The organism is Nonomuraea sp. NPDC050153 (assembly GCF_044460125.1).
Taxonomy (GTDB): Bacteria; Actinomycetota; Actinomycetes; order Streptosporangiales; family Streptosporangiaceae; genus Nonomuraea.
The window spans coordinates 148,966-172,537 of the sequence record NZ_JBITJQ010000002.1; the positions used below are offsets into that span (position 1 = coordinate 148,966).

The 23,572-nt window shown below is 73.9% G+C and carries 20 protein-coding genes; 7 read left to right on the plus strand and 13 right to left on the minus strand.

The features are described 5' to 3' along the window. The first annotated feature begins 7 nt into the window (after positions 1-7). Complete coding sequence (locus ACIBQ1_RS05010; RefSeq protein WP_397274682.1) at positions 8-1,099, plus strand: transglycosylase SLT domain-containing protein; 1,092 nt, start codon at positions 8-10, stop codon at positions 1,097-1,099. On the opposite strand, the gene eccB is transcribed toward ACIBQ1_RS05010, so the two are convergent. After that, the gene (gene eccB, locus ACIBQ1_RS05015) at positions 1,093-2,511 is read right to left on the minus strand and encodes a type VII secretion protein EccB (protein WP_397274683.1); all 1,419 of its coding nucleotides are present in this window, start codon (positions 2,509-2,511) and stop codon (positions 1,093-1,095) included. The two genes, ACIBQ1_RS05010 and eccB, sit on opposite strands and share 7 nt — an antisense overlap. A gap of 151 nt (positions 2,512-2,662) precedes the next feature. Here eccB and ACIBQ1_RS05020 point away from each other — a divergent pair, with 151 nt between their 5' ends. Both ACIBQ1_RS05020 and ACIBQ1_RS05025 read left to right on the plus strand, forming a co-directional pair. Beyond that, on the plus strand, positions 2,663-2,980 hold the full coding sequence (locus ACIBQ1_RS05020) for a hypothetical protein (RefSeq protein WP_397274684.1): 318 nt from the start codon (positions 2,663-2,665) through the stop codon (positions 2,978-2,980). Continuing rightward, complete coding sequence (locus ACIBQ1_RS05025; RefSeq protein ID WP_397274685.1) at positions 2,977-3,816, plus strand: hypothetical protein; 840 nt, start codon at positions 2,977-2,979, stop codon at positions 3,814-3,816. Before ACIBQ1_RS05020 ends, ACIBQ1_RS05025 begins: the two co-directional genes overlap by 4 nt. On the opposite strand, the gene eccD is transcribed toward ACIBQ1_RS05025, so the two are convergent. Further along, on the minus strand, positions 3,813-5,195 hold the full coding sequence (eccD, locus tag ACIBQ1_RS05030) for a type VII secretion integral membrane protein EccD (protein ID WP_397274686.1): 1,383 nt from the start codon (positions 5,193-5,195) through the stop codon (positions 3,813-3,815). The two genes, ACIBQ1_RS05025 and eccD, sit on opposite strands and share 4 nt — an antisense overlap. Before the next feature lie 102 nt (positions 5,196-5,297). On the opposite strand from eccD, the gene eccCa reads away from it, so the two are divergent. Further along, complete coding sequence (gene eccCa, locus ACIBQ1_RS05035; RefSeq protein WP_397274687.1) at positions 5,298-9,293, plus strand: type VII secretion protein EccCa; 3,996 nt, start codon at positions 5,298-5,300, stop codon at positions 9,291-9,293. Here the strand turns inward: eccCa and ACIBQ1_RS05040 are convergent, their stop codons facing one another. The 8 genes from ACIBQ1_RS05040 to mycP form a co-directional block, all read right to left on the minus strand. Continuing rightward, complete coding sequence (locus tag ACIBQ1_RS05040) at positions 9,294-9,722, minus strand: YbaB/EbfC family nucleoid-associated protein (protein ID WP_397274688.1); 429 nt, start codon at positions 9,720-9,722, stop codon at positions 9,294-9,296. It abuts the gene before it with no gap. Then, positions 9,719-10,417 (minus strand): hypothetical protein, encoded by a 699-nt coding sequence (locus ACIBQ1_RS05045; RefSeq protein ID WP_397274689.1) that lies wholly within the window; start codon positions 10,415-10,417, stop codon positions 9,719-9,721. Before ACIBQ1_RS05045 ends, ACIBQ1_RS05040 begins: the two co-directional genes overlap by 4 nt. 2 nt (positions 10,418-10,419) lie before the next feature. Next, the gene (locus ACIBQ1_RS05050; protein ID WP_397274690.1) at positions 10,420-10,746 is read right to left on the minus strand and encodes a hypothetical protein; all 327 of its coding nucleotides are present in this window, start codon (positions 10,744-10,746) and stop codon (positions 10,420-10,422) included. Between the two features lie 4 nt (positions 10,747-10,750). Continuing rightward, the gene (locus ACIBQ1_RS05055) at positions 10,751-12,007 is read right to left on the minus strand and encodes a hypothetical protein (protein ID WP_397274691.1); all 1,257 of its coding nucleotides are present in this window, start codon (positions 12,005-12,007) and stop codon (positions 10,751-10,753) included. Positions 12,008-12,021: 14 nt separating this feature from the next. After that, on the minus strand, positions 12,022-12,357 hold the full coding sequence (locus tag ACIBQ1_RS05060) for a hypothetical protein (protein WP_397274692.1): 336 nt from the start codon (positions 12,355-12,357) through the stop codon (positions 12,022-12,024). Between the two features lie 5 nt (positions 12,358-12,362). Then, complete coding sequence (locus ACIBQ1_RS05065) at positions 12,363-12,662, minus strand: WXG100 family type VII secretion target (RefSeq protein ID WP_355389343.1); 300 nt, start codon at positions 12,660-12,662, stop codon at positions 12,363-12,365. A 16-nt stretch (positions 12,663-12,678) separates the two neighbouring features. Further along, complete coding sequence (locus ACIBQ1_RS05070) at positions 12,679-13,002, minus strand: WXG100 family type VII secretion target (protein WP_397274693.1); 324 nt, start codon at positions 13,000-13,002, stop codon at positions 12,679-12,681. A gap of 69 nt (positions 13,003-13,071) precedes the next feature. Beyond that, positions 13,072-14,256 carry a type VII secretion-associated serine protease mycosin gene (mycP, locus tag ACIBQ1_RS05075; protein WP_397274694.1) on the minus strand — a complete coding sequence of 395 codons (1,185 nt, stop codon included), beginning with the start codon at positions 14,254-14,256 and terminating at the stop codon, positions 13,072-13,074. Positions 14,257-14,383: 127 nt separating this feature from the next. On the opposite strand from mycP, the gene ACIBQ1_RS05080 reads away from it, so the two are divergent. From ACIBQ1_RS05080 to ACIBQ1_RS05090, 3 genes are read left to right on the plus strand one after another with little or no spacing between them, the layout of a single operon-like run. Continuing rightward, positions 14,384-15,016, plus strand: a complete 633-nt coding sequence (locus ACIBQ1_RS05080) for a hypothetical protein (RefSeq protein WP_397274695.1) — start codon at positions 14,384-14,386, stop codon at positions 15,014-15,016. Between the two features lie 11 nt (positions 15,017-15,027). Then, complete coding sequence (locus tag ACIBQ1_RS05085) at positions 15,028-16,209, plus strand: hypothetical protein (RefSeq protein ID WP_397274696.1); 1,182 nt, start codon at positions 15,028-15,030, stop codon at positions 16,207-16,209. Next, the gene (locus ACIBQ1_RS05090; RefSeq protein ID WP_397274697.1) at positions 16,206-17,942 is read left to right on the plus strand and encodes a protein kinase; all 1,737 of its coding nucleotides are present in this window, start codon (positions 16,206-16,208) and stop codon (positions 17,940-17,942) included. Before ACIBQ1_RS05085 ends, ACIBQ1_RS05090 begins: the two co-directional genes overlap by 4 nt. A 7-nt stretch (positions 17,943-17,949) precedes the next feature. Here the strand turns inward: ACIBQ1_RS05090 and ACIBQ1_RS05095 are convergent, their stop codons facing one another. The 3 genes from ACIBQ1_RS05095 to ACIBQ1_RS05105 are packed head-to-tail and all read right to left on the minus strand — an operon-like array spanning position 17,950 to position 23,527. Further along, entirely contained in the window at positions 17,950-20,244 is a 2,295-nt protein-coding gene (locus ACIBQ1_RS05095; RefSeq protein WP_397274698.1) for a DUF3488 and transglutaminase-like domain-containing protein, read from the minus strand. Then, positions 20,232-21,356 (minus strand): DUF58 domain-containing protein, encoded by a 1,125-nt coding sequence (locus tag ACIBQ1_RS05100; protein ID WP_397274699.1) that lies wholly within the window; start codon positions 21,354-21,356, stop codon positions 20,232-20,234. The genes ACIBQ1_RS05095 and ACIBQ1_RS05100 overlap by 13 nt, the downstream gene beginning before the upstream one ends. After that, positions 21,353-23,527, minus strand: a complete 2,175-nt coding sequence (locus ACIBQ1_RS05105; RefSeq protein WP_397274700.1) for a hypothetical protein — start codon at positions 23,525-23,527, stop codon at positions 21,353-21,355. Before ACIBQ1_RS05105 ends, ACIBQ1_RS05100 begins: the two co-directional genes overlap by 4 nt. Positions 23,528-23,572: the final 45 nt, after the last annotated feature.

Consider the following 23,572-nt stretch of genomic DNA (forward strand, 5'->3'; position numbering starts at 1 on the left):
TTCGAGCATGAGTGCGCTTGAGGAGGTCAGAGGCGCTCCGGGTGGTGCGGAGCTGGCCGGGCTGGCCGCCAAGGTGATCGGCGACCCGGGCGGGATCGCCGCGGCGGCGAACGCCTGGCGCACCGCCGCCGGCACCGGTCAGCGGCACACCGAAGCGGTCCGCACCGCGACCGCCGGCGTGGGCGGCGCGTGGCAGGGCGGCAGCGCGGAGGCGTTCGCCGGGTACATGGGCCGGGTGGTGCGCTGCGGCGACGGGCTGCGGCAGGCGCTGCAGGAGTGCGCGGGCCACCTCGACGCCGCCGCGAGCACCCTGCGCGCGGCCGAGTCGTCGGCGCTGGAGATCTGCCACTCCTACGCCGCCGCCGCGCGGCAGGCGCGGGGCGGCGACCCGCCGCCCACCGAGGAGCAGGTCGCACAGAGCCTGAAGCCCGCGCTGGACCAGGCCCGCGGCACGCTGCGGCAGCTCGTCGCCGACACCGGCACGATCCTGTCCGACACGGCGGGAAAGATCCAGAAGGCGCTCGGCACGATCCCGGACGTCGCCGACGAGCTGGGCGAGCCGGACGCGCAGCCGTTCGCTCCCGCCCCGGGCAAGCCGCTCGGCTGGTCACCGGCGCAGCAGGAGTCGCGACCCACGACGCTCGCCGCCACGGGCTCGTCAGGCACGGGCACGCCGGGCACGGGCTTCGGCGGGTACGGCTCCAGCGGCCCGCCCCCGCCGGGCGGCGGTCCCGCCCCGCAAGGGCAGATCGCCGACTGGATCAACCAGGCCGTCGAGATCCTCAAGGCCAACGGCTACCCGGTCGAGAAGATGAACGTCAACGACATCTACACGATCATCCGGCACGAGTCCGGCGGCAATCCGAACAGCATCAACACCTGGGACTCCAACTGGGTCAGAGGCACACCGTCCAAGGGGCTGATGCAGACGATCGACCCCACCTTCCAGCGGTGGAAGCTGCCGGGACACGACAACGTCTACAACCCGGTGGACAACATCATCGCGGGCGTCCGGTACGCCATCGAGCGCTACGGCTCGGTCTCGAACGTGCCCGGCGTGGTCGGGATGAAGACCGGTAGCGGCTACCGCGGTTACTGACCCGCGGCCTGCTGCCGGCCCCCTTCGAGCACGGGCCTGGCGGCCCTGGCCGGGTCGAGCACCGGCCCCTCGGGGATGAGCTGGAGCACGTTGGCGGGCACCGGCGTGGCCTGGCCGGGGGCGTAGCCGAGCTTGGCCAGCACGTCGGCGCCGGGCACGGCGTAGCGGCGGCCCTCGGCGGTGATCAGGTAGTAGGACTGGACGGCGTTCAGCTGCCCGTCGCCGGGCAGGACGCCGGCCAGCACCGCCCTGCCCGGCGGCAGGCGTACCAGGTCGGTGGCGTCGCCGCGCGGCTCGGGCAGTTCGGCGCCGGTGATGAGCCGGGCGCGGGTGGATCCGGTGCCCGTGTCGGCGTAGACGACGCAGACGGGGCTGCCTGGGCCGTACGCGGTCATGCGCGGCATGACGGCGGGCAGGCCGTCGGCCGGGATGGCGGTACGCGAGCGGGGGGCGGCGTTGGCGGAGGCGGCGTCGACGGCGATCTCCCTGACCGCGCCGCCGCCGTAGGCCGCCCTGCTGTCGGGATCGCTCAGCAGCAGCGTGGCCTGGGCCTGCGTGATGGGGGCCAAGCCGTCGTCCAGCAGCACGTACCAGCGGTCCTCGCCGCCGGCCACGCCGCCCGCGCGGAAGACCTGCCCCACGGCCGCGGTCCTGCCGCCAGGCCCCGCCACCGGCCGGCCGCGCCCGCGGACGTCGGGCGCGGCCAGGTCGGGCCCTTCGGGCAGCGCGTTCAGCCAGGCCACGGGCACGGCGGCGGGGACTACCGAGGTGAGCCCGCGGGCGATGCCGGTGGGGACGCGCATGCGGGTGCCCCGCCAGATCGCCCACTGCCGGCCGCCCACGTCGACCAGCAGCGCGTGCCCCTCCGCGACCGGCGTGCCGCCGAGGTCGCGACCGGCGACCAGCGTCACGTACGGCTTGCGCCCGGTCGGTTCGGCGCGCTCCTGGACGCAGGCCGCCCAGGGGCCGCGGGCCAGGTTCGCGGGGCCGGGCAGCGAGTCGGGGGCCTCGGGGATGCCGATGAGGGCGCCGCGCTCGTACTTGGCCAGCGCCTCCCGCGCGACGACGCGCTCCTTGACGTCCTGGGAGGCGAGCACGAGGCGGGCGGAGGCGTAGTTGGCGACGGGGATGAGCCTGCGCTGGTCCTGGCTGTAGACGAACCTGGCGCCGGTCTCGCGCTCGATGATCAGCGTGCCGGGCTCCTCCAGCGCCTTCGTGCCGCCCGGGCGCAGCAGCCCGAAGACCGCGAAGCCGACGCAGAGCAGGACCGCGACCATGATGCCGGCCAGGAAACCGATGTTCTGCCGGCGGAGCGGCCATTCGGGCTGGTTCGGCTGGGCGCGCAGGAGCGCCAGGCCGATGCGCTGAACGGTGAGGCGGTACGCCTGATAAAGGTCGCGCTGGCTGTGCAACTCCCGCCCCTTGGATCACATGTCTCCCCTACATAACCCAATTTATCGGGATAAATGGGGAGAAGCTGTCTGGTTTCGTGATTGAGAATGATCAATGACCAGTGAATGACGGACCTGTTCCGCGCGCCCGGCACGTTACAAGCTGATCATCGTGAATCCGGATACGCGTTATATCACTCCTGACGCGATCGCCAAGGTTCGGCGGGACATCAGGGACGACCTCCTGCCTGTTTTCGACGAGGTACGCCAGATCCTCGAGGAGAACAGGGCGGTGGGCTTCCCCGGATGGGGGCCGCTGGGCGAGTGGACGGTCGGGGAACTCTACCGGTCGCTGATCGAGTCGTTCGTCCGCGACACCCAGACCGCCCTCGGCGTGATGCGGAAGTGGGAGGGCGAGGACCTGACCCACGCCGAGGGCAACTGGCGCACCGCCGAGGACCTGATCGTCCAGCGGGTGAAGAAGCCATGAGGCCCAGAGTGGCCGGACGCGCCAGGGACGGCTCTCCCCTGCGCCCGTCGAAGAACCCGCCCGACCCCGAGGCCGTGCAGGGCATCCTGCGCAAGGCGGCCAGGATGGAGCCGTCTGTCGTCGTCGGCATGCTCGCCACCGTGCCCGCGGTCGCGAACGTGCCCGGCATCTGGGAGGCCGCCGCCAACCTCCAGGCGGGCGCGGGCGGCCGGCTCGACAAGGGCGCGAACAACACGCTGACCATGGTGATCAACAACTCGGGGCAGAACTGGATCGCCGACGACCAGAAGGCGTTCGCGGGCGCGGCCACCAGGCTGAGGTCCGAGCTCGACGCCTTCCGCACCAACGTGCAGTGGGTGGCGGGGCACGTGGACAGCATCGGTGACGGGTTCATGGTCTACTGGGGGGCGGCGGCCAAGATCGCGCAGGAGACGTACCTGCGGCTGGCCGCGCTGCAGGCGCTCTCGCTGGCCCCGCAGACCAGGCTGGCCGCCCGGGTCGCCATGCGCAGGACGGGGGTCCAGGCGAGCGCGTCGCTGGCCGCCTCGACCAGCACGCTCAAGCGCTTCCTCGGCTCGCTCGGGCTCAAGGACGTGCTGGGCGGCGTCGCGGCGGGCGTCGGCGGCACGGCGGCGGTGCAGCTGGCGTTCATGCGCCCGACCGGGAGCGCGGCGATCGACTTCAACGCGGGGGCCATCGACACCGCGAAGGCGGGCACGTTCACCGAACCTCCGCAGGGCCAGCCGCTCCCGCCCATCACGCAGTCCTTCCAGTGGACGGTCAAGGCGCCGGGCGGCACCATGAGCCTCGAGGACGTGGTCAAGAACCGCAGCTAGCTCACCAGGCCGCGGATGGTCTCGTACACGTCCATCACGGCCAGCGCCAGCGGGATCAGGGCGATCATCAGCAGGATGTCGAAGATGTCGCCCACGCGGCCCCAGAAGGGGGACGGTCGCGCGGACGTGAGCCACAGCGCCGTCCCCATCACGCCCAGGGCGAGCACGACCAGCCCGGGGACGATCCCGTAGAGCACCACGCCGTCCGCCGCCGTGACCACCGCCGCCGCGGCGGGCAGGGCCACCCCCAGCAGGGCCGCGGTCAGCAGCCAGGCCCGCTGGCCGCGCCCCTCGAACACGCGGGCCCGCATGAGCAGCGACAGCGACAGCGCGGCGCTCATCGCGAGCGCGACCCACGTGCCCGCCACCGTCAGCAGCGCCTGGGCGGCGAGCACGATCACCGCCACGCCGGCGACCAGCCCCGTGCAGAAGCGGTCGGCGAGCACGGTCTTGTCGATCACCAGCTCGCCGTCCAGGGCGCCGCTCTCGCGGCGCAGCTCCTCCGCCGTGGTCGGCAGCGCGGGCAGCGGCATGCCCGCCAGCCGGAACGACACCGAGGGGATCGCCGTGGTCAGCCCCACCGCGAGGGCCGCCAGCACCGCCGCCACCCCGGCCGCGGGCAGGTCGAAGGCCATGACCAGCCCGGACGCCAGCAGCCCGGACAGCGCGGCGGCGGCCACGCCGAGGAACGTCGGCAGCCCCTGGGCGACGGCGAACCCGGTCGCCGTGGCCAGCATCAGCACCACGCCGCAGGCGGACAGCAGGGTGTCCGGCTGGACGACGGCCGCCGACGCCGGTCCGGTCAGGCCCGCGACGAACCCGTACGGCAGGGCCGCGTACCCGATCACCGCGCCCGCCCGCGCGTCGCCGAGTGCCCGCGACAGCGCCACGGCCACCAGCAGCAGGACCAGCGCGACGGCGCCCGCGACCAGGGCCGTGGGCAGCCAGGGCGGGCCGCTCAGCAGCAGCGCGGCGGCCCCCGCGCCCAGCAGCACGGCGGCGGCGCGCAGCCCGTAGGCCCTGGTCGTGTCCGGCTGCCAGCGGCCGGTGCGCTCCAGCACGCCGGTCGCGACCGCGTCGGCGACGTCATCGAAGGCGATCTCCGGCAGCTCGTGGCCGCGCGGCCGCAGGTGCAGCATCTCGCCGTCGTGCACGGCGAGCTCCGACAGGGTGGCGTTCACGTCGAACGGCGGGCCGCCCAGGCGCTGGAGCACCCAGCCGCCGTGGGCCAGGCCCGCCTCCGCGAGCCCTTCGCCGGCGACGCGCAGCAGGGTGGGCAGCAAGTTGCCGAGCGGGATGTCCGGCGGCAGGCCCAGGTCCAGGAATCCACGCGGGGTCACGACGGTGACCCGGCACAGGTCGGTTCCGGTGGCGCTCACCCGGACGAGTGTATGGACCGGACACCGAACGCGACGGGTGTAATCCGTACAGGAATTTTGAAGTATCGCCTGTTTCGCTACGTCAGTGGCTTGTATGGCATCGTGAGCGGCAGCCTGATCGTGGTCCGCAGGCCCGAGCGGCGCCGGCCACCCGAACCCCCCGGCGGCGAGATCCTGCTGGAGTCCCCGCCGGAGATCCCCGAGACGGTGACGGGCGGCGGGCTGACGCAGCTCCTGACGTACCTGCCGATGCTGGCGGGCGCGGGCGCGATGGCGCTGATGTTCACCGGCGGCTCCACGAACAACCCGATCATGCTGGTCTCCAGCGGCCTGTTCGCGGTCTCGATGATCGGCATGACCGTGGGCCAGATGATGCGCGGCGCGGGCGAGCGCAAGAGCCAGCTCAACGGCCAGCGCCGCGACTACTACCGCTACCTGGAGCAGGTCAGGAAGCGGGTGCGGGCCGCCGCCGCGCAGCAGCACAAGGCCATGACCTGGAACCATCCGGACCCGGCCGCCCTGTGGTCGCTGGTGATGACCACCCGGCTGTGGGAGCGGCGGCCCCGCGACGACGACTTCGCCCAGGTCAGGATCGCCACCTCGGCGCAGCGGCTGGCGCTGCCGATGATCCCGCCGGAGACCAGGCCGATCGAGGATCTCGACCCGGTGACGGCGGGCGCGCTGCGGCGGTTCGTCCGCACGCACGCCACCGTTCCCGGGCTGCCGGTGGCGCTGGCGCTGCACTCGTTCGCCAGGATCGTGATCACGGGTGACCCGGCGGCGGCGCGCGGGCTCGTGCGGGCCCTGCTGGCCCAGGCGGCGGCGCTGCACGCGCCGGAGGACCTGCGGATCTCGGTCTGCGCGGGCGCCGAACGGGCGCGCGAGTGGGAGCCGGTCAAGTGGCTGCCGCACGCCCTGCACCCCGCGGAGGAGGACGGGGCCGGCCCCGTGCGGCTGGTCACGGGGGACCTGGGCGAGCTGGACGACCTGCTGGGGTTCGAGCTGAAGGACCGGCCGCGCTTCAGCAAGGGGCTCTCGGCGGACGCGCTGCCATACCACGTGGTCGTCGTGGACGGCGGCACGGTGCCCGCGGGCAGCCAGCTCGGCCTGGACGTCATCGAGGGCGTGACCGTGATCGACGTCGGCGGCGCCACCGCGCAGGTGCCCGCGCAGCTCACGCTGCGGCTGGAGGTCGGCGGCGACGAGGTGGTCAGGGTCGCCGAGGACGAGCTCGGCAAGGAGGTCAGGTCGGGGCTGGGGCGGCCGGACCGGCTTGACCCGCCCGCGTTCGCCGCCCTGGTCAGGCAGCTCGCGCCGATGCGGACCGGCTCGGGAGCCGGCGCGGAGGAGGTGCGGGACGTGTTCGCCACGAACACGACGCTCACCGACCTGCTCAGGATCGGCGACGCGCGGCGGCTCGCGCCCGCCCAGACGTGGCAGCCCCGCCCGGTCAGGAACCGGCTGCGGGTGCCGATCGGCCTGGGCGCCGACGGGCGGCCCGTCGAGCTGGACATCAAGGAGGCCGCGCAGGGCGGCATGGGCCCGCACGGCCTCGTGGTCGGCGCGACCGGCTCCGGGAAGTCGGAGCTGCTGCGCACGCTCGTGCTCGCGCTGGCGATCACGCACTCCTCCGAGACCCTGAACTTCGTGCTCGTCGACTTCAAGGGCGGCGCCACCTTCCTCGGGCTCGACACGCTGCCGCACGTCTCGGCGGTCATCACGAACCTGGAGGACGAGCTGCCGCTGGTGGACCGCATGCACGACGCGCTCCACGGCGAGCTGGTGCGCCGCCAGGAGCTGCTGCGGGCGTCCGGCAACCACGCCTCGCTGCGCGACTACGAGCAGGCCCGCGAGCAGGGGGCGAAGCTGCGTCCGCTGCCGACGCTGTTCATCGTGCTGGACGAGTTCAGCGAGCTGCTGTCGGCCAAGCCGGAGTTCATCGAGCTGTTCGTGATGATCGGGCGGCTCGGCCGGTCGCTGGGCGTGCACCTGCTGCTGGCCTCGCAGCGGCTGGAGTCGGGACGGCTGCGCGGGCTTGACACGCACCTTTCGTACCGGATCGGCCTGCGGACGTTCTCGGCGGCCGAGAGCCGGGCCGTGCTGGGGGTGGCGGACGCGTACTCGCTGCCGCCCGAACCGGGAAACGCGTACCTGATGTTCGAGACCACGGGCATGACGCGGTTCAAGGCGGCGTACGTGTCGGGGCCGTACCAGGTGGCCACGGCGCAGGGGCCGGCGGTGACGGCGCGCGCCGGGCACCGCGGGAAGATCGTCTGGTACGGGCCGGAACGGGTGCCGATGCCGCCCGTGGAGCAGTCGCCGCCTTCCGTGGAGGAGCACGGAAAGCAGGGCAGGAAGGACAGCCTGCTGGAGATCGTGGTGGGGCGGCTGGCCGGGCAGGGGCCCGCGGCGCACCGGATCTGGCTGCCGCCGCTCAAGGAGCCCGCCTCGCTCGACCAGCTGCTGCCGTCCGCCGAGGCCACGCCGGAGCACGGGCTGACGGCCGCGGGCACCGCCCAGGACCGGCCGGGGCGGCTGCACGCCGTGGCGGGGATCGTGGACAGCCCGTTCGACCAGCGGCGGGACCCGTACTGGCTGGACCTGTCGGGGGCGGCGGGCAACGTCGCGATCGTCGGCGCGCCGCAGACCGGCAAGAGCACGCTGCTGCGCACGCTGATCGCCTCGCTCGCGCTCACGCACACCCCCAAGGAGGTGCAGTTCTACTGCCTGGACTTCGGCGGCGGCACGCTGTCGTCGCTGTCCGGGCTGCCGCACGTCGGCGGGGTGGCCAACCGGCTGGACGCCGACGCGGTACGCAGGACGGTCGCCGAGGTCAAGACGCTGCTCGACCGGCGCGAGCGGCTGTTCGTCGAGCGCGGGATCGACTCCATGGCCACCTACCGGCGGATGGTCGCCTCGGGCGCCTACGAGGGCGACGGCTGGGGCGACGTGTTCATCGTGGTGGACGGCTGGGCGATCCTGCGCCAGGAGTACGAGCTGCTCGAACCCGACCTCGGCGACCTGGTCACCAGGGGCCTGGGGTTCGGCATCCACGTGATCGGCACCGCGAACCGGTGGATGGAGTTCAGGGCCGGGGTGCGCGACCTGCTCGGCACCCGGCTGGAGCTGCGGCTCGGCGACTCCTTCGACTCGGAGATCGACCGCAAGGCGGCCTCGAACGTGCCCGAGCGGGCTCCCGGGCGCGGGCTCACCCGCGAGTCCCTGCACTTCCTGGCCGCGCTGCCGCGCATCGACGGCCGCTCCACCGTGGACGACCTCGCGGACGGGGTCGCCGCCCTGGTCCAGGCCGCGGCGGCGGCCTGGCGCGGGCATCCGGCGCCGCCCGTGCGGCTGCTGCCCGCCCTGCTCCCCGCGCACACCCTGCCCGCTCCCCCGGACGGCGGCACCCGGATCCCGATCGGGATCGACGAGGCCGCGCTGGCGCCGGTACTGCTGGACTTCGAGGCCGACCCGCACTTCGTGGTGTTCGGCGACACCGAGAGCGGCAAGACCAACCTGCTGCGGGTGCTCGCCCAGGGCATCGCGAGCGGGAAGACGCCGCTGGAGGCGCGGTTCCTCGTCATCGACTACCGGCGCTCGCTGCTGGACGCGACCGACACCGAGCACCGGATCGGGTACGCGGCCTCCAGCACCGCCGCCGCGGAGCTGCTCAAGGGCGTCCATGAGGTGATGCAGACGCGGCTGCCGCCGCCGGACCTCACCTCGGAGCAGCTGCGGACGCGGAGCTGGTGGACCGGCCAGGACCTGTACGTCATCGTGGACGACTACGACCTCGTGGCGACCTCGGCCAACCCGCTGGCCGTGCTCGGCGAGCTGCTGCCGCAGGCCCGCGACATCGGGCTGCACCTGGTGCTGGCGCGCGCCATGGGCGGGGCCGGGCGGAGCATGCTGGACCCGATCGTGCGGCGGCTGAAGGAGATGAACTCGCCCGCCGTGATGCTGTCGGGCCCCCGGGACGAGGGCCAGCTGTTCGGGAACGTGCGCCCGCGGCAGCTCCCGCCGGGGCGCGGGCTCTACGTGGACCGGCGGTCGGGCGAGAAGCTCGTCCAGACCGCCTACCTGGACCCGGGTTCCTAGCTAGCGGTCGAGGTCGCGCTCGATGCGGCCCAGCTCGGCCACCGCCTGGTCCATGGCCTGCTCGTAGGCCTCCCGCGCGTCCCGCATGCGCAGGTCGGCCGGGTTGTTCTCGGCGGCCAGGTCCAGCGGGCCGTCCCCCAGGACGTCCCCGAGGAGCTCGGTGGATTTGGCCTGCATGTCGGACAGGGCGTCGGCGATCAGCACCAGGATCGTCTCGGCGAGGCGCTGCGAGCCCCAGCGCATGGCCCTCGGGTCGATGTCCAGCCCGGTGACCCCCTGCGCCGAGCACTCGACCCGCACCAGCTTGTCCGGGTCCTGCGCGGCCCCCTTGACGGTGAGAACCTGCTCGTACAGGTCGTCCAGCCCGCCCGCCGACCGCTGGGCCTCGGCGATCAGCCGGTCCAGGGTACTCTCGTCGAACGCCGTCACGACTTCACCTCCGGAGTCGTTTCGAGTCTCGTGCCGCTGAAGTGGTCGGCGACCGCCGACTGCCCCATCGCCCCGGCCGTGAGGGCCGCGGCGCCGCCCAGGACCACCTGCTTGCCGGGCGACATCTGCGCCAGCTTCTGCGCCACCTTGCCCAGCACGCCCTTGCCACTCTCCGCGAACGCCCGCGCCCTGGCCGCCATCGCCCCGGCCTGCTGGTCCGCCCGGCGGCCGAACCCGGTGGCGGCCACCTCCGAGGCGACCCTGGTGAACGCGTTCATCTGGGCGACCTTGCGCATCACCCCGGCCGTGAGGATGCTCGCGCCGGTGAGGAAGACGGCCTTGCCGAGGACGTCGTACACGTCGGCCGTGAGGCGCAGGGTGTCGGCCGAGGCCTTGGGTGAGGCGGACTTGTCCGCGGCGTCGTCGGAGTACTGCTGCACGGTGCCCTTGTAGAGCTCGGCGCTGGGGGCGGTCCACTCGACGTTCTTGACGGAGCCGTCCACGACATTCGGGTGCGCCCGCAGGGCCCCGGCCAGCGTCTCCCACACCTCAGCCGCCGCCCGCTGCTGGGCGGTGTCGCCGTACATGAGGGGCAGGACGAGGGTGGCGTAGCGGGCGCGGTTCCAGCCGAGGAGCACGGAGCCGGTCGCGGCCATCGCCGAGCCCTCGATGACGGACCACGGTTGTTCGATCATTTTCACGTCCTGGTGATGTTCGCGGCCGCCTGACCGGCGGTCCCGTCGCCGTCCACATAGGTGTTGGCCGTGCTGTACGCCTTGTCGTGGATGCCGGCCGCCTCGGCCCGCTTGGCCCGCAGATAATCCTGCGCGGCCTTCCTGACGTCGTCGAACGCCTGCCCCAGCGAGGAGCCGAGCACGCCGAACGCGCCGTAGGCGCCGGCGGAGAGATCGACGTGCCCGATGGCGGAGTACATCCGCTCCAGGTCCCGCATGGGGGCGGCGGCCATGTTGCGGCCCATCTGACGGATGGATTCGACCTGCGCCGCCACGAATTCGTCGGACATGGGCTCACCCCACCACCGGCGGGCCGTGGACGACCGCGGGGCGGAAGAAGTCGTCGTCGTCGCTCTTCGACGCGATCGGCCTGCGGGTGTTCTGCCCGCCGTCCGCAGGGCCGCCCATGGGCAGGAACGGCACGCCGCCGGACGCCGTCGCGCCGGGCTCGGCCCCCGCCACGGGCGATCTGGCCGGGGGCCATGAGCCGTCCACGACCGGGACGCTGCCCGGCCGCACGGACGGCCCGGCCGGCTCCTGGGCTGCGCTGGTGCGCGGGTCGGCGGGGCGGCCCTGATAGGGGTCCGCCGGGTTGCCCCGGTTCGTGGTCACCGGGCGGTTCGTCCCCGGGCGGCCCGTGCCCAGGTCGCCCGGCGGCCTCGCCGTCCCGGCCGGGGTGGGCGCCGTACCGGGGGACGGCGGCAGCCCGGCGGGCGGCGTGTTCCCGGCCGGGCTGGGCTGCCCGGCTCCCGGGGCTGCTCCCATGACCGGGCCGCCGACGGGCGGTGAACTCGCCAGGGAGGTGGCCAGGGAGGTGGGTGGTGACGTCCCCGCGGGCGCACCCGGCACCGCAGCTTGGCCGGGTAGCGGGCCCGCGGGAGTAGAGGGGTGGCCGGGCGTGCCGGCCAGATCGGTGCGGGACCGCACCGGGATCGTGCTCTCGTACGGCAGGTCGCCCCCCTGCGCCGGCCCCGGGACGGGGTCGACCGGCGGCGGCAGGTAGGGGGCCGGCGAGGCCAGCTCCGCGTCCCACGCCAGCCGGTCCGGCATGACCGTGTACGCCCGCTGGTAGGCGCCGTTGAGCTGCTGCATGAAGGCCCGCGCGTCCGCGTCCGGATCGTTGAGCGGCTGCATCGACCCCGCCCCCATGCCGCTGGCCTCCACCCAGTACTCCTGCTGCTCCGTGGCCTTGTCGAAGCGCTCCTTCGCCGAGGCCAGCTCGCCGCTCATCGTCTCCAGCCCGGGAGGGACGCCGTCCACACCGTTCCGCAGCGACTGCAGGTAGGTCTGGAGCCGGTTCATGCGCGTGAGCATGGCCCTGGCGGACTCCCCGCCCCAGTTCCCGTCGGCCACCAGACGCGCCGCGCTGTCACCCAGCGCCGCGATCGTGTCGGTGAGCAGCTGGGACGTCTTCTTGTACGCGTCCACGACCGGTGCGAACTCCTCCGGCCTGGTCCCCATGACCAGCCGCCGGATCTCCTCGCGCCCGCCGTACGCGTTGACGTTCCCGCCCTGCAGGCAGCCGTCCTTGATCGGTTGTGGTTCCGGCAACGCATCCCCTCGAATCACGTACGCGGCACCGCGCCGGCGGCCCGCTGGTCGGCGTCCCGCACGGTGTTCGCAGTGGCGGCCAGATCGTCGACGATCCGCTGGACCTGCTCCATGACGAACTGCAGCGAGTCGCCCGTCGCCACCCGGGCCCTGCGCACGGTCTCGCCGTACCCATGGGCGATGTCCCAGCTCCCCGGCGCGGCCGGCGACAGGTCAGGCACCTGGTACGCGGCCGTCCGCAACCGGGGCAGCAGGCCGTCGCCGAGCTTGCCGGCCACGTCGAGGAGGGCCTCCGGCTTGCATCTGGCCGTGTCGCCGGCGGTGGCCGGATCGATGAGCGGCTGGTCCACCGGTCTCAGGTGCCCCAGCGGCGGATGTTGACGGCCTCCGCGTCGCGCATGATCTCCGTGGCGTCGTGCAGGGCGGGGCCGAAGCGCTGCATGGTGTCGCCCATGGCCACGACCGCGTTGTTCCACTGCTCCTTGGCGGTCCGGTAGACCTCCTTGGCGGAGCCGTCCCAGGTCTCCAGGACCTTGAGGTCGTCTTCGAGGTCGGCCAGTTCGCCGACCAGATTCGCGTAGGCCCGGCCGAGCTCCGACGCGATCTCGTCCATCTCGTCGAAATTGGCGAGGATGATGTCTCCGCCACCCGTCATGGTGATCCTCCGTTCCTCAGAGCTGGCCGCCGCCGAGCGCGGCCTTGAGCTTCGTGGCGACCTCGCTGGCCTGGGTGTTCGCCTCGGTGTAGGTGATGCCCGAGCTCTTGAGGTTCTCGGCGATCGTGTGCAGCGCGTCGATGACCTTCTTGAACTGCGGGTTCCACTCGTCGAGGACCTGGCGGTAGACGTTCGCGGACTCGCCTTGCCAGGCGGCGCCGAGCGTCGTGGGAATCTGGGTGAGCCTGTTGTGAATCTGCGTGATGTTCTGGTGGGCGATGAGCGCGCGTTCGGCTGCGCTGTGTTGGCTGCCCTCTTGATAACGTGTCGGCTCTGCCACGTGCACCTCTCGGAATTTCGACCGGGTTTCCGTACTGCGGATCAAGTTAAATGGTCAAAGCGGGCAGGGCTACGATTTCAACTTTCCTGTAACTGTTGTGACCCCTCCGGCCCGCCAGCCCCTGCGACGGGCCCTGGGCAGCGTCAACGCCAGGAACACCACCAGCGCGGTGGCCCCCACCGCGCCCGCCGTGATCGCCACCGCGATGCCGCGCGTGCGCGGGTCCGGCACCGGGGCCCTGGCCAGCACGATCGGCGGCGCGGCGGGCGCGCTCTCCTCGGTGGCGGGCAGCACCGAGGTGACCGCGAGCAGCGGGTTGACGAGCCCGGCCCCGGTGCCGGCCGCGCCGCCGCCCTCCGCCGTGCGCTCCAGCCGGCGCTTGACCTGCCAGTGGTCGAGCTCGGGGTGCCGGGCCCTGACCAGGGCGGCGACGCCCGCCACGAAGGGGGCGGCGAAGCTGGTTCCGTCCAGCTCCGTACGGTAGCCGCCGCCGGTCCAGGCGCTCGTGATCCCGGCTCCGGGGGCGGTCACCGAGATGCGGGTCACGCTGTTGGAGAACTCCGACTTGCCGCCGTCCGGCGAGGCCGAGCCGACCGCGATCACCCCGGGGTACTCGGCCGGGTACGCGGGCGTGACCACGCCGTCGTCCTGGCGCACGTTGCCGGCGGCGGCCACGATCACCGCGTCCTTGGCCTGCGCGTACGCCACCGCGCCCTTCAGCGCGGGATGGTCGTGGGCCTGGACGGACACGTTGATCACGTCGGCGTTCATGTCCGCGGCGCGCCTGATGCCCTGGGCCAGCCTGGACACGTCGCCCGAGCTCCCCTCGGTCTGCTTGATCGACAGGATCCGCGCGGCCGGCGCGACCCCCATGACGGGCACGCCGCGCGAGGTGAGGTCGCGGCCCGCGATGATCCCGGCCACCGCCGTGCCGTGCCCGACGCAGTCGCGCAGGTCGGTGCCCGTCAGGTCGACCTGGGCGGTGACGGCGCCCGCGAGCTGGGGGTGGGTGGCGTCCACGCCGCTGTCCACGACGGCGACGGTCACCCCCTCGCCCCTGGTGAAGCGCCATACCCGCTCGAACCTCAGCCTCTCCTGCGGCCACGGCTTGCCGGAGACCTCCGCCACGCCTGGCTCGGGATCACAGGAGACCACGCGCGTGGGCCCAGGAGTCGACCCAGCGGTCGGCGCCGGGGTCGGGGTGAGCGTCAGCGCCAGGCCGATGGCCGCGGCGCCGAGCCAGGAGAAGGGCACGGTACGGCAGTCTGCCGACATTTCCGACCTATGGATGGTCTCTTAGAAATATCTTGAAATGAAGCGCAGCCCGGTGGAGCGCGGGATAGGCAGGTGTCGGTATGTCCTTCGACCGCGGAGAGGAAGCATGTCGACACCTGCGCCCGAGGGAGGCGACGCGCACGGCAACCCCAGGCCGGGACTCGGCCTGTCGGTATACCAGCGGCCGCAGATCAACCAGACCTACGAGGGCGGTTTCAGCGGCACCGAGTTCGACTTCGATCCGGACAACATCGAGGAGTCGTACGCCGACCACATCCACTTCCACCGCAACGGCGACTATCCGCCCGAGACGCCCAGGACGCCGACGGACGCCGACCGCGAGGCCCTGCTGGCCCGCAACCCGGTGGACCCGGGGACGGCGAAGAAGGAGATGTTCATCAAGGTCGGCGAGTACGAGGACCCGGCCACCGGCAAGCCGCTCCGGTCGTCTCCCGTGGAGCAGCTCCGCCAGGACCTCAAGCGCCTGCAGGGGGAGTTGGGCGGCCAGAGCCTCAAGGTCCGGCTCACCCTCGCCGGGCTGACGGAGCGCGACCTCGGCAACTGGCAGGCCGCCGCCGACATGAAGGCGACCACCGACAAGGCGCACAGCACGCTGGACGCCGCCATCAACCGGGTCTACTCGGTGTACGCGGCAGTGGTGCAGGCGCTCGACGACACCGTCAAGACCGCCAAGACCGCCGACCAGTCCATCGCGGGCGGGCTGCGCACGCGTACCTGACGGGGAACGGAATGACCGACTACTGGACAGATGCGCTCAAGGACACCCGGGCGCCGCAGATCGACGACATCGGGCCCACCGCCAACGGCGGTGACTCGGACAGCAGCGACGGCGTCGCCGCCCTGATCCAGGGCACCAACCCGGCCCGCGTCGCCGACGCGGGCAGGCGGTACAAGGAGATCGCCGAGATGTGCGCCGATTCCGTGAAGCTGCTGCACAACCAGGCCGGGCGCATCGCGGAGACGCTGGGCGGCGAGTCCCTGCAGAAGATCTTCGAGACCGTCGGCGAGCTGCAGCGCGACCTCGCGCGCATCAGCATCGCCGCCGACTCCGTCGGCGTGCCCCTGGAGTGGTACGGCGCCCGGGTGCTCCCCTGGTTCCAGAACAACGTGCCGCGGACGGGCGGCGTCGGCCTCGACGACGACCTCGGCGACGCCTTCGGCAGCGACACCAACGGCCACGCGCTCGCCCGCCATCACCTGCGGCAGCTCAACAGGTTCATGGGGGACGTCTACGGGTCCATCGCGGGCTATGTGGAGCAGCGCTCCTCGGCCCCCCAGGTGGGGATGACCGACCCGTCCCTCGGGCCCGGGCCGACGCTGCCGAGCGGTCTGACCGGCAGCCCGTACGCGGGCTCCGGCCTGGGCTCCCCGTACGGGACCTCCGGTCTCGGCCTGCCGGGCACCCCGTCCGGCCTCGACACCCCCGGCTACCAGGACCCGTCCCTTCAGAACCCGTCGCCGCAGAACCCCTCGCTCCAGGACCCTTCGCTCAAGGATCCGTCGCTGAAGGACCCCTCGCTCCAGAGCCCGCAGACCCCGGACCTGAAGAGCCCCGAGCTCAACAACCCCAACCTGCCCCAGACGCCCACCACGAACCTCGCGGGCCTGCCGCCCCAGACAAGCCTGCCGCAGACGAACCTGCCGCCCGGCGGGACCACCGGCCAGCCCACCGGCGGCGGCCCCGGCACCCTCCCGGGCAGCGCCCCGGCCACTCAGCTCAGCGGCTCGGGATCGCCCGCGGGCGGCGCGGGCCGACTGGGCGCCACCGGCATGCCGATGGGCATGATGCCGCCGATGATGGGCGGCGGCCAGAACGGGAACGAGCGGGACCGCGACCAGACCAGGCTCCCGATGGTGGAGGACGAGGCGTTCGAGACCGATGACATGGGCGGCCCGTCCGTGATCGCATGACGGTGACGACCGAGCGGGTCCGCGGCTACCGGCTGCTGGAGCGGGCCGGCCAGGACGGCCCGTGGACCGCGCATCTCGCGCAGAGCGCGACCACGGGTGCCGAGGTGCTGGTCAAGACGCTCGCGTGCCACCGGGCGGACCGGCGGGCGCTGAAGCGGATCGTGCGCGGCTTCGGCTTCCCCGAGGAGCTGGCCGCCCACGACGGCGTGATCCCGGTGCTTGAGGTGGGGGCCACCGGCGACGGGCGGCCGTACCTGGTGACGCCGCTCCACGGCGGCATCACGCTCGCCGAGCGGCCGGGGCGGAGCCTGCCGATGCCGCCCGACCAGGCGGTGGGGCTGCTGCGGGCGGTGGCGGGCACGCTCGCCGCGACGTACGCGGCAGGGGGCGTGCACGGCCGGGTCAGGCCCGAGAACGTCATCATGGCCGGTCGCGGGGTGATGCTCACGGGGTTCGCCATGTCCGCGCTGATGTCGATCGTGGAGCTGCCCGACGGCACCCTCCCGTCGGTGCACGCGGCGCCGGAGGAGCTGGAGGGCCACCCGCCGGTGCCCGCCTCCGACGTGTACTCGCTCGGGTCGATGGTGTACGAACTGCTGGCGGGACGGCTCGCGTTCCCGCTGGACGGGGCGGGGGGCACGGCCAAGTTCGTGCTCGGGGTGCTGACGGAGGCGCCGCCGCCGCTCCCGCCCGCGGTGCCGGCGGACCTGGCCGAGACCCTGCTGAAGGCGATGGCCAAGGACCCGGACGCCCGCCCGACGGCCGCCGACCTGGCCGCCGTCGCCCCCATCGCCGCCCCGCCCCTGACGGCCCGCCTGCCCACCGGAGACCCGGCCCTACCGCCGACCGCCCGCCTCCCCTCCCCCGCGCCGGAGGACTCGGGGCCGGCGGAGCGGTCGGGGCCGCGTGAGCTGGTCTGGACGGTGGATCCCGACCGTTCCCAGGTCAGGCCGCCCACCGGCCCCCAACCCTTCTCCCAGCCTCCCCCCGAGGTCTCCGCGCCCCACGCACCCGCCGCGGAGCCGGGCCGGAGCAGCCGGGTCCCGCTGCTGGTCACCACGGCCTCGGTGCTGGCCGTACTGGTGGGCGTGGGCAGCGTGGCACTGGCGATGAACGGCCGGCCCGGCGCCGACACGCGGCAACCCGCAGGCGCGACGGCCGCCGCGCTCGACACCGAGGACACCGGCACGCCGCCCCAGGCCGACCACCAGCCGACGGACCGGCCGGCAGAGCAGCCGACAGGACAGCCGACGGGGCAGCCGACAGAGCAACCGACAGGGCAGCCGACCGGCCGGCGAACACCGCCGGGCGAGACACCGCCGCAGACGCCGAGGCCGTCCGAGCAGCCCGCGCGCCGCCAGACCGTCGATCCCGCGACGGTGGCCGCGTACCGTCCCAAGAGCCTCAAAGTGGTCTCCGACAACGGCACCACGGTGACGCTCGCGTGGAAGGCGGTACGCAAGAGCGGCTATCCCGTGGTGATCCAGCAGGCTCCGGGCAACCGGCTGGTGCCGACGGCGAGCGGCGGCAACACCTACACCCTGGGCGGCCTGGACCCGGTCACGGGCTACTGCTTCAAGGTCGGCGCCGTGATCGCCCTCGGCCAGCCCTCGTCGGTGGCGTGGTCGTCGTCCCTGTGCATCCGCGGCGCCTCGGAGACGAGCCCGGGCGGCCAGGACGACCAGGTCCAGCCCCCGATCGTGCTCCCCCTGGCCACCCCGCCGCCCTCCTGAGGCGGGCTTATCCCACCAGGGACCTCGGCGACAGGCGGTGCGCGATCCTGGTCGCCAGGCCGGCCTTCCGCCGCACCAGCGCGTCCACACCGACGAAGTGCCGCCAGGCGAGGTCGGCGTCGGCCTGGTCCACGGGCGCAGCCCCGAACGTCGCCAGGTTGGCCAGGTCGGCGAGCGTCGTGAGCGGCTCACGCGCGGCGGCGCCCAGCGCGGACTCGGCCAAGGACGCCACCTCGCCGGCCGTCAGCGCGTCCGAGGGCACCGGGATCCCGGCCACGCGCAGCCTGACCACCGTCTGCCGCCACGCCCCGACCACCCGGGCGGCGGGCGCGGCGGCCCGGCGGCGGCGCATCCGCCTCAGCGGCGGCACGACGAGCACCGCGAGGAGGTACGCGAGGAGCGCGGCGGCGGGCACGGCCGCCCAGACGAGCGGGCCGGCGGAGCCGCCGGGCCGGGGCGCCGGGGTCGGGGTGGACCGGTTGGCCGCCGTCGGGGTCGGCTTGGGCTCGGAGGAGTCGCTGTTGATCGCCTGCTCGATCTCCCGCGCCTGCTTCGGCGCGCCCTCGGCCACGTCGCCACCCTCTCCCGAGCGCGTACGCGAGGGCGTCGGGTAGAACGGCACCCACCCGACCCCCTCGAACTCGACCTCGGCCCAGGCCAGCACGTCTCCGCCCCGCACCTGCCGCACCCCGCCGGAGCCCGCTCCCGGGCGGAAGCCCACGACGATCCGGCTCGGCAGCCCGATCGCGCGGGCCAGCAGCGCGAACGAGGCGGCGAACTGCTCCGTCGTCCCCCTGCGCGACTCCGTCAGGAAGAACTCGATGCTGCGATAGCCGTGTCCGGGCGGCGCGTTGACGTCGTTCACCGCGTGCTTGCGCAGGTAGGCAGCCAGCCGGGCAGCCCGCTGCGTGGGGTTCTGCGCCCCGGCGGTGGCGCGGCGGGCGATGGCGAGCAGGCGGGCCCGCTGCGGCGGCGTACGGCCGTCCGGCCCGTCCGGCAACCGCAGCGCGGCCGGGTCGGCGGCGGGGACGGCCGCGCGCAGGTCCTCCGCCGTGTAGTGGCGGATCCCCGAGGTCACCTCATACGTCATGCCCTCGCGCGCCTGCGTGCCGGCCAGCATGCCGGTCGCGGGATCGACCACGATGCCCGCGCCCTTCGCCAGCGTCGGCCGGTCGGCGGCGGGCAGCCACGGGCCCGGGAGCTTCTGCAGGGTGAACCGCTGCGTGACCGGGTCCCCGCCGCCCTCCCGCCCCGGCACCCGCCCGCCCGTGGGGACGAACCCCGCGCCCGACGTCCACGTGACCCCGTCGAAGGCGTCCAGGACCGCCAGGCGCAGGTTCGCCTCGGAGGGGGTGGCGACCGTGAACAGCTCGCGCTGCGGGTTCTGCAGCCAGGCCGACACCTGGTCGAGCGCGCTCACGCCGGTGATCGGCCGGGGCGGGGGCTGCTCCACGAGCCGGCGCACGTCGTACGGGCGGGACGCCATGGGCAGGGCGGGCGCCGTGACGACGGCGGCCAGCACCAGGCAGGCCAGCAGCGGCACGCCCACCGCGGCCGTCCCCGCCGACCTGACCGCCCTGACCAGGCCGAGCAGCAGGGTGAGCCCGGCGAACGCCGCCGCGTACGGCACCACGGACCCGCCCCCGGCGACCCCCAGCACGACCGCGACGGCGAGCACGGGGAGCGCGGCCAGGGCGGGCAGCATGACGGCCCTGGACCGCAGCGCGATCTCGGCCCCGGCCAGGGCGGCGGCCCAGACCAGGAAGCTGACCAGCACGATGGCCGTGCTGTCGGGCGCCGCTGGGAGAATCGTGGTCAGGAGCCGGCCGCCCGCGTCGCGCACGCCGAGCAGGGCCGCGCGTACGGCGGCCGGGCCGGGCAGGAACCCGAGCCAGGCCTCCGATCTGAAGAGGGTCGCCGACACCGCCACCAGCCAGCCCAGCACGCTGACCGGGATCGTTCCCCACAGCGGCAGCCGCCCGTACAGCAGCAGCGACAGCACGCACGGCACCCCGGCGGCCACGCCGACCACGGGGAGCAGGGCGGCCGGCGTGAACACCCCGTCGAACGCGAGCCCGGCCGTCGCGGCCAGCAGCGCCACGACCCCCACGGACGCCGGCCCGCGCACCGCCGGCCCCGGCCCGTGCGCCCCGGCCCCCGGCACCCCCGGCCCCGACGGCTCACCACCCGCCGCCCCGGCTCCGGGCCCGCCTGCCTGCACCTGCCCGGCGCCCGGCGACGTCGCGGTGCGCCCCTGTGGCACCGCGACGTCGCCCGATGCCGGGCGGGCTACCGGGGCCATGCCGCCGCCAGTTCCGCCAGGTCGCTGACCTCGATGACCGTCACCCCCGCCGCCGCGGGCCGCCCGCCCTCCACCGGGTCGCCGACCCGCACGAACAGCACCTCGTCGAAGCGGCGACGCACGGCGGCCGCGTCCGTGAGGCTCGCGAACGTGCCGCTGACCAGCACCAGCGCCCCGCCCGAGCCCGCCCGCCGCAGGGCGTGGAGCGGCGCGTCCGCCTGTTCGGAGCGCTCCACCACGGCGAGCCGGTCCAGGACCTCCTCGGCCTCGCCCGGCCCGCCCTTGGCGTGCAGCAGCTCCCCCTCCCCCGTGAGCAGCCGCACGGGGAACCGGTCGCGCGTCACGGCGCAGGCCACCGACGCCGCCACGTCCACGGCCAGCTCGAACTCGTCGTCCCCCTCGTACGACGAGCGCCGGGTGTCCAGGACGGTGACGGTGCTCGGCAGGTTGACGTCGGTCAGCTCCTTGACCATGAGGACGCCGGTGCGGGCCGTGGAGCGCCAGTGGACGTGCCGCAGGTCGTCGCCGATCACGTAGTCGCGCAGCCCGTTGAAGCTGATCGCCCCGCTCGGCGCGGAGCGCGAGTCGAGCCCGTCGAGGTGCCGCCGGCGGCCGGCGTGCGGGGGCGCGAGCGGCACCGTACGCGGCCGGACCAGGAGCAGGTCGGTGCGCCCGTACGCGATCGAGCGCCGCGCCAGCCCGAACGGGTCGGTGCGGTCGAGCAGCAGCGGCCCGACGGGCGTCTCCCCGCGCCGCCGGGTGGGCAGCCGGTACGACACCGTCCGCGCGGTGTCGCGCGCCAGCGCCGGCACCTCTACCGTGACGGACGTGCCCCGGCAGGTGTCGCGGGCCACCAGCCCGGCGTGACGCCGGCGGCCGGTGTTCCGCACGTGCAGGAGCGCCACCGCGGGCTCGCCCCTGGCCACCTTCACCGGCGTCAGCTCCCGGCGCACGTCCAGCCCGGCGCCCCGGAGCGTCCACAGCGCGCTCGCGCCCACGGCGGCCAGCCCCGCCACCGCAAGGACCGCCGCCTGGGCGTACCCGAGCGGCGCCCCCACGGCGTAGACCAGCACCGAGGCGGCCGCCAGGCCCCACCCCGCCCTGGTGATCATTCGCACTCCCAGAGCGGGGCCGCGGGGAAGCCCCCCTTCGGGGTGTCCATCAGCACGTCGTTGAGCCATCCGTTGCCCCGGCTGGACTCCACCTTGTTCCAGACGTCGCTGCTCATGCCGGTGTCCGTGTCGGTGAAGGCCGCGCCCTTCTGCTGGCAGAGCACGGTCATCGTGATGTACTCGCCCTTGGGGATGCGCCCCGCCTCGGCGCCGGCGCTCGGCCCGGAGCGGATGAGGGTGTCCCTGTCGTTGTTGTTGGCGTTCCTGAACTGGGCGGACGGCGGGCGCAGGTCGGCTGTCGCCTCCGCGCGGTCCTCGCTCTCGCCCGCCGCGTTCTTGGCCCGCAGCGTCCAGGTGTAGGACTGGCCGTTCTTGAGCCCGGTGACCTCGGCGCCGACGCCGTCGGAGGTCGCCGGGTGGTTGCCGGGGCCGTCCAGGGTGTAGCTGACGCCGCCGTCCTTCGCGTTCTCCGGGGCCGACCAGGTCAGGTCGGCGCCGTGGTTCTTGGCCTTGGCGGCGAAGTCGGACGGCCGGCCCGGCGCGACGCACGGACGGACGGGCACGGACGGCGGGGACTCCACCTCGCCGCCGGACCACGCGGCGACCACGGTGAAGGTGTACTCCTGGTCGCACCTGCCGCCGTTCACCCGGAACTGGTACGGCCCGTCGGGCTGCACGCGGGACGGCGTGACGTCGGACGCGCCCTTGAGCGTGTAGCCCTTGACCGTGCCCTGGCGGGAGGGCGTGAAGGTGACCTCCATCCAGCCGGGCCCGGACCTGGCCGTCACCGCCCCCGGCGGATCGGGGGTCTGGGTCGGCGTCGGAGTGGGCGTCGGGGTCCGGGTCGGCGTCGGGGTCGGCGTGTTCGTGGGAGTGGGGGTCGAGGTGGGGGTGGGGGTCTTCGTCACGGTCACGGTCGGCGCGGCCGTCTTCGTCTTCGTCGGGACGGACGTCGGCTTCCCGGTGGGCTGCCTGGTCGACCGGGTGGGCACCTGCGTCGGCTGCACCACCGTGGGCGTGAAGGTCGGGATCGGCAGCGGCGTCGGCGTGTCCTTCTGGCCGAGCGCCTCGTCGTACTTGCCGACCCGGTGCCCCCTGCCGTCCTGCTCGATGACCAGGGCGGTCTCGCTGAACTGGTCGTTCACCCAGAGCAGCCCGTCCTTGACGAACACCTCCAGCGGCCCCGCCTTGCCGGTGACGACCTTCTCGGGCTCGAACGCCTTGGCCACCGTGTCGTACACGATGAGCCGGCCCGTGCTCTCGTCGGCGATGTAGACGCGCCGCCCGAGCGCCTGCGGCGCCCCCAGCTTGCCGCCCTTCACCGAGACCGTGGTCAGCCCGCCGCCGGCGGTGTCGACCAGGACGAGCGCGCCCTTCTTGGGCTCCAGGATCGGCACGATCTGGCTCTCGGCCACCGCCGGGACCAGCAGACCCGCGCCGCCCGCGCCCGTCACCGTGCTGGGCAGGGCCACCTGGAGCCTGGTGCCCGCAGGACCGATCAGCAGGGCGGAGGCGGCGGCGGAGTTCGTCACCAGCGGGGCGCCGTTCGCCATCGTCAGGGTGAGCGGGTCGCCGGGCTCGCCGACCTTCACGGCCTTGACCTGCCGGCCGTCCTTGACCTGGACCAGCGTGCCCTCCTCGGGCACCGGCACCCACAGCGTGCCGTCCTTGCCGAGGCCGGCCTGGCCGAGCGGCGCCTTGAGCGTGAGCGGGGAGCCGATCGTGCTCACCGTCATCGGGTCGAGCTGCTGCACGGTGCCGGCCCGCGGGTCGACCCCGTACGCCTTCCCGCCGCCCATCACGATCTGCATGCCGCCCGCGCCGAGCGTGTTGGTCTGGGCGACCTCAAGCTGGGTGGGGTCGATGCGGCCGACCTTGCCCGTGGAGTCCATGACGAGCACGTTGTTGCCGTCCTGCACCACCTTGAGCGGCTCGCCCTCGGCGGAGGCCAGGTCCACGCGGCCGTCCAGCTGCCCGGACAGGCCGTTGGCGTGCACGACCTCGCCGTTGAGCGCGCTGCCGAGCCACGCCCCGACGTCAGAGAGCTTGGGGCGGGCGCTGGAGACGCCCTGGCCCAGGAACAGGCCGACGCCGACCAGCAAGGCGACGAGGGCGCCCGCGACGATTCCCGCCGCCCGCCGTCCCGCCGCGATACGCCACCGAATGGCCACCGACTCACATCCCGTACGTGTACGTGCCCGCGGACACCCTAGGGG

Bases quoted from the DNA above. Each gene is read 5' to 3' on its own strand.
- ACIBQ1_RS05050 (WP_397274690.1), bottom strand. From the start codon at position 10,746: ATGTCCGACGAATTCGTGGCGGCGCAGGTCGAATCCATCCGTCAGATG.
- ACIBQ1_RS05010 (WP_397274682.1), top strand. From the start codon at position 8: ATGAGTGCGCTTGAGGAGGTCAGAGGCGCTCCGGGTGGTGCGGAGCTG.
- ACIBQ1_RS05080 (WP_397274695.1), top strand. From the start codon at position 14,384: ATGTCGACACCTGCGCCCGAGGGAGGCGACGCGCACGGCAACCCCAGG.
- ACIBQ1_RS05085 (WP_397274696.1), top strand. From the start codon at position 15,028: ATGACCGACTACTGGACAGATGCGCTCAAGGACACCCGGGCGCCGCAG.
- ACIBQ1_RS05025 (WP_397274685.1), top strand. From the start codon at position 2,977: ATGAGGCCCAGAGTGGCCGGACGCGCCAGGGACGGCTCTCCCCTGCGC.
- ACIBQ1_RS05065 (WP_355389343.1), bottom strand. From the start codon at position 12,662: ATGACGGGTGGCGGAGACATCATCCTCGCCAATTTCGACGAGATGGAC.
- ACIBQ1_RS05100 (WP_397274699.1), bottom strand. From the start codon at position 21,356: ATGATCACCAGGGCGGGGTGGGGCCTGGCGGCCGCCTCGGTGCTGGTC.
- ACIBQ1_RS05045 (WP_397274689.1), bottom strand. From the start codon at position 10,417: ATGATCGAACAACCGTGGTCCGTCATCGAGGGCTCGGCGATGGCCGCG.
- ACIBQ1_RS05095 (WP_397274698.1), bottom strand. From the start codon at position 20,244: ATGGCCCCGGTAGCCCGCCCGGCATCGGGCGACGTCGCGGTGCCACAG.
- ACIBQ1_RS05090 (WP_397274697.1), top strand. From the start codon at position 16,206: ATGACGGTGACGACCGAGCGGGTCCGCGGCTACCGGCTGCTGGAGCGG.